Raw genomic sequence first — 13,134 nt, 5'->3', positions numbered from 1 at the left:
GTGTCAGGGAACGCCGCGGTGAACGAGTTCGCGGCCAGGGTTCGCAGGTCGTCGTCGGTCAGACCCAACGCGGTGGCCACCGCGTCGTAGTTCGCGGCGACATACCCGTTGGCGCTGACGGCCGAAGCCTCGGCGATGATGGCCCCCGTCCAGCAGGACGAAGCCGCGCCGCATGCCGAAGGTCGGCGCGATCAGCTGCTTGCCGTCGACCAGGGCGACTCGGCGATACGTCTCGAGCGAGGTGTCTAGCGCGATGAAGATGGCTGTCGCCGTTGGCGTGGTCCGGCAGCGAGACGAGGCGGTCGTCGCAGCGTTCCCGACCCTCGAAGTCCGGAACGAACCGGCTGAGATCAAGTCGAGCCGCGAGTCGGGTCAGGCCACGTCGAGCAGGCGACTCCAGACCAGCTAGCGCACCTTGGTGGCCTGGTCGACGTACGTGCCCCGTCCCGGTTCGATGCGCAGTAGGCCCTGGCGGGCCAGCTCGTCGGTGGCTCGGCGCAGCGTGCCGCGGCTGACCCCGAACCGCTCCATATGTCATGGGATTTCCTGGCGCACTCGAACTGTCCGCCCTTCGCCGCGCTGGAGCGGGTCGAAGGGCGGACAAGTCCGCAGGAAGCGGGGTTTAGAGCAGCGAGCGCAGGACGTACTGCATGATGCCGCCGTGCCGGTAGTAGTCGGCCTCGCCGGGGGTGTCGATACGGACGCGGGCGTCGAACTCCACTCCGTCGGCGGTGACATGCACGGTGCGCGGCGTCGTCCCATCGTTGAGCGCCGTGACGCCGCTGATGGAGAACGTCTCCTCGCCGGTGAGGCCGAGCGTCTCCGCGGACTCGCCGTCGGGGAACTGCAGCGGCAGCACGCCCATGCCGATCAGGTTGGAGCGGTGGATGCGCTCGTAGGACTCGGCGATCACGGCGCGCACACCGAGCAGCGCGGTGCCCTTGGCGGCCCAGTCGCGTGACGACCCGGACCCGTACTCCTTGCCCGCAAGCACGACGAGCGGTGTCCCGGCCGCGGCGTAGTTGACCGACGCCTCGTACACCGAGGTCACCTCGCCGGCTGCGCTGAAGTCGCGGGTAAAGCCACCTTCGGTACCGGGCGCGATCTGGTTGCGCAGTCGAATGTTGGCGAACGTGCCGCGGATCATGACCTCGTGATTTCCGCGCCGCGAGCCGTAGCTGTTGAAGTCGCGACGGTCGACGCCGTGTTCGGAGAGGTACGTGCCGGCGGGGGAGTCGGCCTTGATCGAGCTCGCCGGGCTGATGTGATCGGTGGTCACCGAGTCGCCCAGCTTCAGCAGCACGCGGGCGCCCTCGATGTCGGTGACATCGGACGGCTGTGCCGACATGCCCTCGAAGTACGGGGGCTTGCGCACGTACGTCGAGTCGGGGTCCCACTCGAAGGTGTCGCCCTCGGGCGTGGATAGGCCCTGCCAGCGTTCGTCGCCGGTGAAGACGTCGGCGTAGTCCTTGCTGAACATCTCGCTGGCGATCGCGGAATCGATTGTCTCCTGGATCTCCTGCGGGGAGGGCCAGATGTCGTGCAGGAAGACGTCGTCGCCGTCGGTGTCGGTGCCGAGCGGCTCGTTGACGAGATCGATGTCCATAGACCCGGCCAGTGCGTACGCAACCACGAGCGGGGGAGACGCAAGGTAGTTCATCTTCACGTCCGGGTTGATGCGGCCCTCGAAGTTACGGTTGCCCGAGAGCACCGCGGTGACGGCGAGGTCGCCCTCGTTCACTGCCGTCGACACCTCGTCGATGATCGGGCCGGAGTTGCCGATGCACGTGGTGCAGCCGTAGCCGACCAGGTTGAACCCGAGCTTCTCGAGATACGGCGTGAGGCCCGAGCGGTCGTAGTAGTCGGTGACGACCTTGGACCCGGGCGCCAGTGACGTCTTGACCCACGGCTTGCGGGTGAGGCCCTTCTCGACGGCCTTCTTGGCCAGCAGGGCGGCGCCGATCATCACCGACGGGTTGGACGTGTTGGTGCACGACGTGATCGCGGCGATGACCACCGCACCGTGGTCGACGACCGTGTCGTTGCCGTCGATGCTGATCGACATCGGGTTGGACGTGCGTCCGGTAGCGCCGTTCGCGGCCGAGTGGGTCGGCGCGGGAGCGGACTCGTGCCCAGTGGCCGACGTCGGGTCAGAGGCCGGGAACGACTCGTCGACCGCCTCGTCCTGCGCGTCCTGCACGGAGTCGCCGTTGGAGTCGCCGTTGACGTACGAGCCGAGCGCCTCGCGGAACATCGGCTTGGCCGACTTGAGCGGTACGCGGTCCTGCGGGCGCTTCGGCCCGGCGAGCGACGGTTCGACCGTGGACAGGTCGAGCTCGAGGGTCTCGGAGAAGTTCGGCTCGACGGAGGCGTCGTGCCAGAGGCCGTTCTCCTTGGCGTAGGTCTCGACGAGGGCGATCTGGTCGTCGTTGCGGCCGGTGAACTTCAGGTAGCGCAGCGTCTCGTCGTCGATGGGGAAGATCGCGCACGTCGAGCCGTACTCGGGGCTCATGTTGCCGATCGTGGCCCGGTTGGCCAGCGGCACCGCGCCGACGCCAGGACCGTAGAACTCGACGAACTTGCCGACCACACCCTGCTTGCGCAGCATCTCGGTGATCGTGAGCACGAGGTCGGTCGCCGTGGAGCCGTCAGGCAGCTCGCCGTTGAGCTTGAAGCCGACGACCTTGGGGATGAGCATGCTGACCGGCTGGCCGAGCATCGCGGCCTCGGCCTCGATACCGCCGACGCCCCAGCCCAGCACGCCCAGGCCGTTGACCATCGTGGTGTGCGAGTCGGTACCGACGAGGGTGTCGGGGTAGGCCACGCCACCCCGGCTGAAGACGACGCGGGCCAGGTACTCGATGTTGACCTGGTGCACGATGCCGGTGCCGGGCGGCACGACCTTGAACTCGTTGAACGCACCCTGGCCCCAGCGCAGGAACTGGTAGCGCTCAAGGTTGCGCTCGTACTCGAGTGCGACGTTGCGCTCGAAGGAGTCGGGTGCCCCGAACAGGTCGGCGATGACGGAGTGGTCGATGACGAGCTCTGCCGGTGCCAGTGGGTTGATCTTGGAAGCATCGCCGCTGAGCTCGACGACGGCTTCGCGCATGGTGGCGAGGTCGACGACGGCGGGTACGCCGGTGAAGTCCTGCATGACAACGCGGGCGGGGGTGAACTGGATCTCGGTGTCTGGCTCGGCGTTCGGGTTCCAACCGGCGACCGCGCTGATCTGGTCAGCGGTGATGTTGGCGCCGTCCTCGGTCCGCAGGAGGTTCTCCAGCAGGATCTTCAGGCTGAACGGGAGCTTGTCCGAGCCCTCGACCGCATCGATGCGGTAGTAGTCCAGCGTCGTGTCGCCGACGCTGAGTGCTGCCTTGGCCCCGAAGCTGTTCTGGTCCGCCGTCACGACGTGCCCCCGTCTCGTAGAGATCTCTTGACGTCAAGATACCACCGACCATCGTGGCACACGCGCCGCGCCGACGAGGTGTCCGCAAAGCATCACCCCAGCATCGGCCACGTAAACTCCCGGCCGTGGTGATGGAGTGACCGGCAACCGGCCGACGCTGAGCTGGCGGCACATCCGCACCGCCTGCCTCACCGGCTACGGGGCGGTCCTTGCCTATCTAACGGCCGTCGGCGGCGTCCCCACCGCCCGCCTGCCGTTGGCCTGCATCATCGTCACTGGCCTGCTGCTGACCCGGCTCGGCCAGGGTTGGCGGCGCATGGGCCAGGTCATCGTCGACTGGGCGCCGTTCACCGCCGTCCTGCTGCTCTACGACCGCACCCGCGGCATCGCCGACAGCCTGGGCATCCCGCTGCACGAACGCGACATCGTGCACGCGGAGCGGTGGGTCTTCGGCGGCATCGACCCCACGGTCTGGTTGCAGAACCACCTCTACGACGCCGCACACCCGACCAACGTGCACTGGTACGACGCGCTCTGCACGCTCGTCTACACCTCGCACTTCCTGGCCACACCGATAGTCGCCGCCATCCTGTGGCTGCGGGCCCGCAAGCTGTGGATCCGCTACATCTCGCGCGTCATCGCGCTGTCCTTCAGCGGTTTGCTGACCTACGTCCTGTTCCCCGAAGCGCCGCCGTGGCTGGCGGCCAAGGACGGCTACCTCGCCCCGGTCGGCCGGCTCTCGGCGCGCGGCTGGATCTGGCTGCACGCAGGCAACGTGAACACCACGCTGGCCAAGGCGCAGACGGCTGGCTCGAACGCCGTGGCAGCCATGCCGTCGCTGCATACCGCCTTCGCCACGCTCATCGCCTTGTTCATCGGCTCGCTGCTGACCACTCGGTGGCGTTACCTGCTCGCGCTGTATCCGACGGCCATGGCTTTCACGCTCGTGTACACCGGCGAGCACTACGTCCTGGACTGCGTCGCCGGCGTGCTGTATGCCCTCGCGGTGCACTTCGGCATCCGACGGTGGGAACGGCGACGGGCCGCACGCGGCGAGGATCCGGCAGCGGACGCCGCCCAGGCGACGTCGCTCGAAACGGTACCGCTCGCGGTCTCTCGAACGGCGCTGCCGGTCGAGAAGCCGAAGCCCGCCTGACCGCTCCGTAGGGCACTGCGATGGCCGATCCGGTCGACTCCTGTCCACTTTTGTGACATTTGGGGTCTATGGTTCTGGTGGTGCTACTGGCGCTGGTGGGACAGGACTGGCACCCTGGGGCTGCCGTGTTCGCGTGGGGGATGCCAGAGGAGTTGCCTTGCTGCGTCTGAGACCCACGTCCGAACGCTCGACAGGTGGTCCTCGCGTGCCGACGCGCGGCGTGGCCGCTCTGACCGTTCTGGCGCTCAGCGCCGCAACCCTGCTTGCTGTTCCCGGCGCTGCCCACGCTGCTCCGAAGCCCCCACCGAACCCGACGAACGGTCAGTTGTCTGCCGCCGCGGCAGCCAAGGCTGCCGCGAACGCCGAGGTCAGCCGGCGCTCGGCGGCCGTCGGCCGCTTGGGCGGCCAGGTCGCCGCCGCGCAGTCTGAGCTCGCCGCCCTGCAGGGCACTGCCGAACTCGCCGAGCAGAAGGTCGCGTACGCCGTCTCCAAACAGCGCGACGGCGAGACCGCGGCGCGTACGGCTATCGCAGCGAACAAGACGGCCGTCGCGGCCGTCACGGCCAACAACAACGACCGCGTCCGCGAGGTGCAGGCGATCTACATCGGCGGTGAGTCCTCCGACGGCGCCACCGGTGCGTTGCTGCAGGCGAAGAACCCGTCGCAGTTGTTGAGCCAGAGCACGCTGACCGACTTCATCGTCGACAACAAGATGGACGCCATCGGCCGCTCGCAGCGCCTGGCCGTCACCGCGTCGAACACCGCGGCCAAGGCGCGGCTGGCCGTGCAGCGACTGAAGACGCTGACCGCGGCGGCCCAGTCGGCGCAGCGGGCCGCGGCCGCAGCGGTCTCGTTGCAGGCGGCGCGCAAGTCTTCGCTCGAGGCCACCCTGGCCTCCAGCCGGACGGCGCTGGTGGCCGAGCAGAACGCTTTCAGCGCTGCGCAGGCCAGCCTCGTCAAGCTGACCGGTCAGCGAGCCACGTACGTCGCCTATCAGCGCTACCAGGCCTATCTGCGCGAGCAGCGCCGGCTCGCCGCCCTGGCTGCGGCCCGTGCCAAGCGGCTGGCGGCACAACGCGCGGCGGCGCAGGCGGCGGCCGCGCGAGCGCGCAAGAACCACCAGGGCGGCGGCGGTGGCGGCGGTGGCGGCAACACGTACAACCCGCCGGTGGACCCGGTCGGCGGATCGTGGTCGGCCGCCCGCGGCCGGGCCGCGGTCGCCCGGGCGATGACCACGCTGGGCACGCCCTACGCCTGGGCCGGAGGTGGGGCGAGCGGGCCGAGCTACGGGGTGTGCGACGCGAGCAACGGAGCGCCCAACGACTGCTATGTACGCGGTTACGACTGCTCCGGCCTGGCGATGTATGCGTGGGGTCCGTATCTGTCGATGCCGCACTATGCGGCCAGCCAGTACACCGTGGCCGGTAGCTATCACCCGCCGTTGAGCAAGCTCAAGCCCGGCGACCTGCTCTTCTGGAGCAACGGGGGGATCAGCGGGATCCACCACGTCGCCATCTACATCGGCAGCGGGCAGATCGTCCAGGCGCCGTACAGCGGCGGTAATGTCGAGATCAGCTCGATGTACGACCCCGGAACGATCTTCGGTGCCACTCGGCCGCTCACCTGACGCGTAACCTGACCGGATGACGTCCGCCGGCCCGCTTCGTGACCGCTTCGGCCGCGTGGCAACCGACCTGCGGATTTCCCTTACCGACCTGTGCTCGCTGCGCTGCACGTACTGCATGCCGGCCGAGGGTCTCGATTGGCTGACCAAGGCGCAGCGCCTAACCGATGACGAGTTCGTTCGGCTCGGTGCGATCTTCGTGGGCCTGGGCGTCACGTCGGTGCGGCTCACCGGCGGTGAGCCGCTGGTGCACGCCACCCTGCCCTCGGTGATCAACCGGCTCGGCGCGTTGACGCCCCGGCCCGCGCTGTCGCTGACGACGAACGGCGTCGCCCTGGCCACGCAGGCCGAGGCGCTCGCTGCATCCGGGCTCGAGCGCATCAACGTCTCGCTGGACACCCTGGACCGGCAGCGGTTCGCCGAACTGACCCGGCGCGACCGGTTGCCTGAGGTTCTCGCAGGTATCGAGGCCGCGGCGGCTGCCGGGCTCACCCCGCTGAAGATCAATGCGGTGCTTGCTCGTGACAGCAACCTCGACGAGGCACCCGGGCTGCTGGCCTGGAGCCTGGAGCGCGGCTACCAGCTGCGCTTCATCGAGCACATGCCGCTCGACGCCGACCACACCTGGTCGCGCGACGACATGGTCACCGCCGAGGAGATCCTCGAGCTGCTCACCGGCGCCGGCTACGAGCTCGTGTCCTCCGGGGCTCGCGGCAGCGCGCCGGCCGAGGACTTCGTCGTGCTCGATGGCCCCCGACGCGCGTCGTGGGCCGACCCGGCGCCGCGCGTCGGGATCATCGCCTCGGTCACCCGGCCGTTCTGCCGCGACTGCGACCGGTTGCGGCTCACCGCCGACGGCCAGCTGCGCACCTGCTTGTTCGCGCAGTCCGAGACCGATCTGCGGGGACCGCTGCGCAACGGCGCGTCCGACGACGAGCTCGCGGCGGTGATAGTCGAGGCAGTCGCGGGCAAGCAGGCGGGGCACGGCATCTCCGCGATCGGTTTCGTGCAGCCCGCCCGGACCATGTCGGCCATCGGCGGCTGAGCCGCTAGCAGTAGCGGGCGACGTCCTGCGTTGCGTTGTCCACAACTGGGTCGGGCGTCCACAGGCGACTCGATCCGCAACTCGACGGCCGGCGGTTGCGGGCACGGTGGTCGCATGTCGATCTTCTTGCCGGCTCGGATCCGGCTGCTGCTCGTTGGCCTGCTTGCGTGCATCGTCGCTACGGTCTGGGTCGGCGTTGCGTCGCCCGGCTCAGCCGCTCCCGCGCCGCTGCGCACCGGCATCGGATACCAATTGCCCGGCGGCGACTTCGTCGGCAACTACCTGACGCGTGCAGGTGTGCGGGTGTACTGCATCGACCCGGGCAAACGCGCCCCGCGCTCGGTGTCGCTGACGTCGATCGGGCGCTACCGCGGCATGTCGCGGCGCACCGCCGCCGAGCTGTCCTACGCCCTCGCCACCTGGGGCAACGCGACGACCAGAGCGCAGGCTGCGACCGTGAGCCAGGTCGTGAATGCCATCGTCGGCCACGCCGATGCAGTGCGCCGCCGGGCCGCGCAGCTGCCGCACTCGGTCAACTCGCTGGTCGCGGCGCGACTGCACACGGTCCGGGCGCGCAGCGGGCCGTACGCCGTGCAGCTGCGCGCGTCCCGTGTCGCAGCGACGGGGCAGACTGCCACCGGATCGCTCGGTGTGCTGTCCGGGAGTCGCGGCGGTGTGCCCGGTGTCGCGGTGCGGCTGCGGGGCAGCAGCAACGTCGTCCTGCCGGCGGCCGTTCGCACCGGTCGGCACGGCAGCGCGTCGTTCCGTTACACGGTCACCGGCCCGGGCCCGGTGCGCATCGACGCAACGGCAACAGGACTGGCGCCACCGCGCTTCACCGGAAGCCACCCGGGGTCCGGGCAGCAGCGCATGGTGTCCTGGAGCGCGACGGTCAGCGCGGCGGCGCACCTCGGCTTCGAGGCGCGGCTGGGCGCGCTCGCGCACGACTATGCCTGTACCACCACCTGCAACGGTCGGCCGGAGACGACGCTGCGCGCGTGCGCAGTTCCCAGCGCCTACCCGTCGCGGCTGGCGTTCCGCGCCGGGCCGAACGTCCGATCGATGGACTTCCCGGCGTCCACCCGCACCCGCTGCTCGTCCGTCGCCCTGGTGCTCAGCGACGGCGATCTGGTGTCTGCGGCCTGGACGTTCCACGGGCCGCACGGCTGGACCCGTCCCGTGGCGGCGAGCGGTGCGTTCACCGTCGACTGCCCCGCAGTACCGGCTGTGCAGGTCGCCCTGAGCTACGACTGCGACCAGGGCACGCTGGCCGCCACGGTCACCGCGCCGGCCGCGCATCCGGTCGTGCTGGTGATTGCCGGTGCCACCACGCAACGAGTCATGGCCGGTCCGGGCGCGGTCGCCCGCTTCGCGACCGCGGTGCGCTGCGGGACGGTGCTGACGTACACGGTGCAGGCCGGCATCCAGCGCGGCGCCGGCGCCTGGAACTACGGTCCGGCGGCGCTGATCAGCACGCCCGGCACACCGCGTCAGCCGTGATCGGTCACGAGCGGCCCGCGGTCGAGCAGAAACCCGCGGCGGCTCAGGAACCCGGCCAGGTCGTCCGCGTGCTCCGGACACGCCAGCCAGTGCTTAACCCGCGCTGCATCGTGCAACCGCGGGTTGCGCCACGACAGGTCGGTGGTGGCGTCGGCGCGGCATCCCTTGGCCGAGCACCGGGGCGGCTCGGGTCCCGCCGCCGGGTCAGCCGGGGTCGCAGACACCCAGGCACCGTACAGGCTGCCTCGCCAGTTCTTCAGCGTTCTTCGACGCGCGGTCACGTACCGTGAATGCGACCGCTCGGAGCCGACTCCGGGCCAGCATCGCGCAAGGGAGAACACGTGTCCGAGCCCCACCAGCACACCCCGGCCGGCGACGCCGCGGCCCTCGAACGGGTGATGTTCGAGGTCAAGCGAGTGATCGTCGGCCAGGAGCGCCTGGTCGAGCGCCTCGTCGTCAGCGTCCTTGCCCAGGGGCACTGCCTGCTGGAAGGCGTGCCCGGTGTCGCGAAGACACTGGCCGTCGAGACGCTCGCCCGCACGGTTGCCGGGTCGTTCTCCCGGCTGCAGTTCACCCCGGACCTCGTCCCGTCGGACATCGTCGGCACTCGCATCTACCGGCCGGGTTCGGAATCGTTCGACACCGAGCTCGGGCCGATCATGGCCAACTTCGTGCTGGCCGACGAGATCAACCGCGCGCCGGCCAAGGTGCAGTCGGCGATGCTCGAGGTGATGGCCGAGAAGCAGGTCACGATCGGCGGCAGGCGCTTCGAGGTACCGCGGCCGTTCCTCGTGCTCGCAACCCAGAACCCGATCGAGTCCGAGGGCGTCTACCCGCTGCCCGAGGCGCAGCGCGACCGCTTCCTCATGAAGGTGACGGTCGACTACCCGTCCGCGGCCGAGGAGCGCGAGATTGTCTACCGGATGGGCTCGCAGGTGCCGGTCGCCAACGCGGTGCTGTCCACGGCCGATTTGCAACGGCTGCAGGCCACGTCCAGCCGGGTCTTCGTCCACCATGCGATCGTGGACTACGTCGTGCGTCTGGTGCTGGCCACCCGGGCGCCGCAGCAGTACGGCCTCGGCGACGTTGCGCAGTGGATCTCCTACGGCGCCAGCCCGCGCGCCAGCCTGGGTCTGGTGGCCGCGTCCCGCGCGCTCGCCCTGACCCGCGGCCGCGACTACGTGCTGCCGCAGGATGTCCTGGACATCGCGATCGACGTCCTGGCCCACCGCCTCGTGCTCAGCTACGACGCCATCGCCGACGGCGTGCCCGCCGGGCACGCGGTCCGCCGCATCCTGCAGGCCGTGCCGCTCCCGCAGGTCGCCTCCCGCCAGCGCGCCGGCGGCCCGCAGGGCGGACCTGGCGGCGGCGACCCGCGGCTGGTCTACGGCACGGCCGCCCCGCAGGGTCAGCAGCCGGGGAACGCTCCATGGGGTGAGCGCTCTGCGTAACCAGCGGTTACGGGGAGTGATCGCATGAGCAGGTCAGAGGATCACGGCCCGAGCCTGGACCTGCACGAGGGCGATGCGCTGCTGCGCCGGCTCGAACTGACCGTGCGCAACAAGCTCGACGGCCTGCTGCAGGGCAATTACCTCGGGCTCGTACCGGGCCCGGGTAGTGAGGCGGGGGAGTCCCGCCAGTACGTGCCGGGCGACGACGTCCGTCGGATGGACTGGGCCGTCACGGCGCGCACCACGGTGCCGCACATGCGCCAGACGGTGGCCGATCGCGAGCTGGAGACCTGGCTGGTCGTCGACCTCTCGCCGAGTATGGATTTCGGCACCGGGCGCGCCGAGAAACGCGAGCTCGTGCTGGCCGCGATCACCGCGGTCGTCGAGTTGACGGTGCGTGGCGGCAACCGGGTCGGCGCGGTCGTCGGCAACGGCTCGCAGTCCTACGTCATCCCGGCGCTCGGCGGGCACGCGCACGCCCGACACCTCATTCGCCGGATCGCCGACACACCGCGGGTAACCGACGGCGCGACCGACCAGCTCGGTCGGCTGCTCGAGCAGCTACGCCGACCGCAGCGACGCCGTGGGCTGGTTGCCGTGATCTCCGACTTCGTCGAGGCCGGCGCGCCCGAGGCGCCGTTGACCTGGGAGCGGCCGCTACGGGCCCTGGCGGCCCGTCACCAGCTGCTGGGTATCGAGATCGTTGACCCGCGCGAACTCGAGCTGGCCGCCACCGGACTCGTCACCTTCGTCGACACCGAGACCGGGCGCCAGCTCGAGGTCCAGACCGACGACCGGGGCGTCCGCGAGCGCTACGCCGCTGCGGCGCAACAGCAGCGCACCCGGATCGCCACCGGTCTGCGGCACTGCGGTGCCGCCCACCTGCAACTGCGCACCGACCGCGACTGGGTGTCCGACGTCGTGCGTTTCGTCATCACCCGCCGGCAGCATGTGGCCGGCGCGGTCGGATCCGGAGTGCGGTAGGACGTGTCCAGTTGTTTCTGAAGCCTGTATATCTGCTGTTGCTGCTCGTCGTCGCCGCGCTGCTCGCGGTGTACGTCGTACTGCAGCTGCGCCGCAAAACCTATGTCGCCCGGTTCAGCAACGTCGAGCTGCTGGGCAGCGTGGCGCCCCGCCGTCCCGGGTGGCGCCGACACTTGACTTTCGCGCTGCTGCTGATCGGGTTGTCGGTGCTGTCGGTAGGCGTGGCCAAGCCCGCCACGAGCGTCAAGGTGCCGCGCGACGAGGCCACCGTCATCCTGGCCATTGACGTCTCGCTGTCGATGAAGGCCACCGACGTCACACCGAGCCGGATCAAAGCTGCCCAGGCCGCGGCCCGCTCGTTCACCGCCCTGCTGCCGCCGCGCATCAACCTCGGCCTGGTCAGCTTCGCCCGCACCGGCAACGTCCTGGTGTCGCCGACCACGAACCGCGCCCAGGTGAACCGCGCCGTCGACGGGTTGCAGCTGGCCAGTTACACCGCCATCGGCGACGGCATCGTCAGCTCGTTGAGCGCGATCAAGAGCTTCGCCACGGCGACGCAGGCGACGGGCGTCAAGCCGCCGCCCGCGCGCATCGTCCTGCTCAGCGACGGAGAGCGCACCGTCGGTACCAGCATCGCCACCGCGATCGCCGATGCGAAGGCGGCGAAGGTCAAGGTGTCCACGATCGCCTTCGGCACCGACAACGGCACGGTCACCGCCGACGGCCAGACGGTGCGGGTGCCGGCGAACCGCCCGCAGCTGCGCTCCATCGCCGAGGGCACCGGTGGCACCTTCGACACCGCGGTGTCGGAGTCCCAGCTGCGCAAGATCTACGCCGACATCGGCTCGCAGATCGGCTACACCACCGAACACCGCGACATCAGCTATCGGTTCCTCGTCGCCGGCCTGCTCGTGCTCTTCGGCGCCGGGGCCGCGTCGATGCTGTGGGCCGGACGGCTCGTATGACTACGACCACGGGTCGAGCACGAGCTTGCCCACCGAGCTGCGGTCCAGCAATGCGCGGTGCGCGTCGATGACCGTCTCCAGCGAGTAGGTCTCGCCGACGATCGGGCGCAGATCGCCATCGCTGATCAGCGTGAACAGGTCGGTCAGCGCGGCGCTCATCAACTCCGGCCGGGTCGCGATGTGCATCAGCCAGAACCCGATCACCGCGGTGCTGCGGGCCATCAGCTTGGATGGTTCGACGGCCGTGCCGGGCGCGCGTCCAGCCATGCCGAACACGGCCAGCCGCCCCAGCGGCGCGAGCGCGTCCAGGCTCTGGTCGAAGACCGTGCCGCCGGTCATCTCGAGCACGACATCGACGCCGCGACCCCCGTTTGCTTCGCGCAATGCCGCCTTCAGGTCCGGCGTCCGCGAGTCCAGCGCGACGTCGGCGCCGAGTTCGAGTGTCAAGGCCCGCTTGTCCTCGCTCGACGCCGTTGCGATGACCCGGCCGGCGCCCCACCGCTTGGCGAGCTGGATGGCCAGGGTGCCCACCCCGCCGGCGCCGGCGTGCACCACGACCGTTTCGCCCTCCTGCAGGTGGGTGCTCGTCCGCAACAGGTGCCATGCGGTGACGCCCTGGACGAGCGAGGCCAGCGCCTGCCCGTCGGACACCGAGTCCGGGATCGGCAGGAACCGCGCCGGGTCGGCGGCGACCCGCTGCGCGTAGCCGCCCGCACCGACGAGTCCGAGCAGCCGTTGCCCGGACGCGTCGCGCACGACGACCTCGCCGCCCGGGATGAGCGGCAGCTGCTGCTTGGCGAGGTAGGAGTCCTCGGTCTGGTGGGTGTCGGCGTAGTTGATGCCCGCGGCCACGACGTCGAACACCTGCTCGCCGTCAGCGGCAGCAGGCTCGGGCAGCTCGGTGGGGATCAGGATTTCGGGGCCGCCGAAGGCGGTGATCTGGATGGCGCGCATTCCGCCGAAGCTACGCGGGTCGTCGTACTGGTCGGTAGCGCAGGTGCGG

General features: G+C 70.0%; 11 protein-coding genes. 7 read left to right on the top strand and 4 right to left on the bottom strand.

Features of this window, described 5'->3' with window-relative positions:
* Nucleotides 1–405: 405 nt before the first annotated feature.
* Both ACFFC4_RS05935 and ACFFC4_RS05930 read right to left on the bottom strand, forming a co-directional pair.
* Nucleotides 406–531 carry a GntR family transcriptional regulator gene (locus tag ACFFC4_RS05935; RefSeq protein ID WP_375498746.1) on the bottom strand — a complete coding sequence of 42 codons (126 nt, stop codon included), beginning with the start codon at nt 529–531 and terminating at the stop codon, nt 406–408.
* A 91-nt stretch (nt 532–622) separates the two neighbouring features.
* Nucleotides 623–3,406 carry an aconitate hydratase gene (locus ACFFC4_RS05930; protein ID WP_375498744.1) on the bottom strand — a complete coding sequence of 928 codons (2,784 nt, stop codon included), beginning with the start codon at nt 3,404–3,406 and terminating at the stop codon, nt 623–625.
* 136 nt (nt 3,407–3,542) lie between these two features.
* Between ACFFC4_RS05930 and ACFFC4_RS05925 the strand changes: the two genes are divergently transcribed.
* The 4 genes from ACFFC4_RS05925 (at nt 3,543) to ACFFC4_RS05910 (ending at nt 8,731) form a co-directional block, all read left to right on the top strand.
* Nucleotides 3,543–4,562 (top strand): phosphatase PAP2 family protein, encoded by a 1,020-nt coding sequence (locus ACFFC4_RS05925; protein WP_375498742.1) that lies wholly within the window; start codon nt 3,543–3,545, stop codon nt 4,560–4,562.
* 205 nt (nt 4,563–4,767) lie between these two features.
* Nucleotides 4,768–6,189, top strand: coding sequence for a C40 family peptidase (locus ACFFC4_RS05920; protein WP_375498740.1), 1,422 nt, complete (start codon nt 4,768–4,770; stop codon nt 6,187–6,189).
* Between the two features lie 16 nt (nt 6,190–6,205).
* Nucleotides 6,206–7,231 carry a GTP 3',8-cyclase MoaA gene (gene moaA, locus ACFFC4_RS05915; protein ID WP_375498738.1) on the top strand — a complete coding sequence of 342 codons (1,026 nt, stop codon included), beginning with the start codon at nt 6,206–6,208 and terminating at the stop codon, nt 7,229–7,231.
* Between the two features lie 114 nt (nt 7,232–7,345).
* Nucleotides 7,346–8,731, top strand: a complete 1,386-nt coding sequence (locus tag ACFFC4_RS05910) for a hypothetical protein (protein ID WP_375498736.1) — start codon at nt 7,346–7,348, stop codon at nt 8,729–8,731.
* Here the strand turns inward: ACFFC4_RS05910 and ACFFC4_RS05905 are convergent.
* Entirely contained in the window at nt 8,722–8,955 is a 234-nt protein-coding gene (locus ACFFC4_RS05905; protein WP_375498734.1) for a hypothetical protein, read from the bottom strand. The genes ACFFC4_RS05910 and ACFFC4_RS05905 overlap by 10 nt on opposite strands.
* A gap of 174 nt (nt 8,956–9,129) precedes the next feature.
* Between ACFFC4_RS05905 and ACFFC4_RS05900 the strand changes: the two genes are divergently transcribed.
* Genes ACFFC4_RS05900 through ACFFC4_RS05890 form a run of 3 tightly spaced genes read left to right on the top strand, consistent with a single transcriptional unit; the run spans nt 9,130 to nt 12,131 of the window.
* A complete protein-coding gene (locus ACFFC4_RS05900) occupies nt 9,130–10,182 on the top strand; it encodes an AAA family ATPase (RefSeq protein WP_375499012.1) in 1,053 nt (350 codons plus the stop codon).
* Between the two features lie 24 nt (nt 10,183–10,206).
* Nucleotides 10,207–11,166 (top strand): DUF58 domain-containing protein, encoded by a 960-nt coding sequence (locus ACFFC4_RS05895; RefSeq protein WP_375498732.1) that lies wholly within the window; start codon nt 10,207–10,209, stop codon nt 11,164–11,166.
* Between the two features lie 11 nt (nt 11,167–11,177).
* A complete protein-coding gene (locus ACFFC4_RS05890; protein WP_375498730.1) occupies nt 11,178–12,131 on the top strand; it encodes a VWA domain-containing protein in 954 nt (317 codons plus the stop codon).
* Here ACFFC4_RS05890 and ACFFC4_RS05885 read toward each other — a convergent pair whose 3' ends face one another.
* The gene (locus ACFFC4_RS05885) at nt 12,132–13,085 is read right to left on the bottom strand and encodes a zinc-binding alcohol dehydrogenase family protein (protein WP_375498728.1); all 954 of its coding nucleotides are present in this window, start codon (nt 13,083–13,085) and stop codon (nt 12,132–12,134) included.
* Nucleotides 13,086–13,134: the final 49 nt, after the last annotated feature.

The sequence above is a fragment of the uncultured Jatrophihabitans sp. genome, assembly GCF_964244045.1.
Classification (GTDB): domain Bacteria; phylum Actinomycetota; class Actinomycetes; order Mycobacteriales; family Jatrophihabitantaceae; genus Jatrophihabitans.
This window is presented reverse-complemented; position numbering and strand designations above follow the sequence as displayed.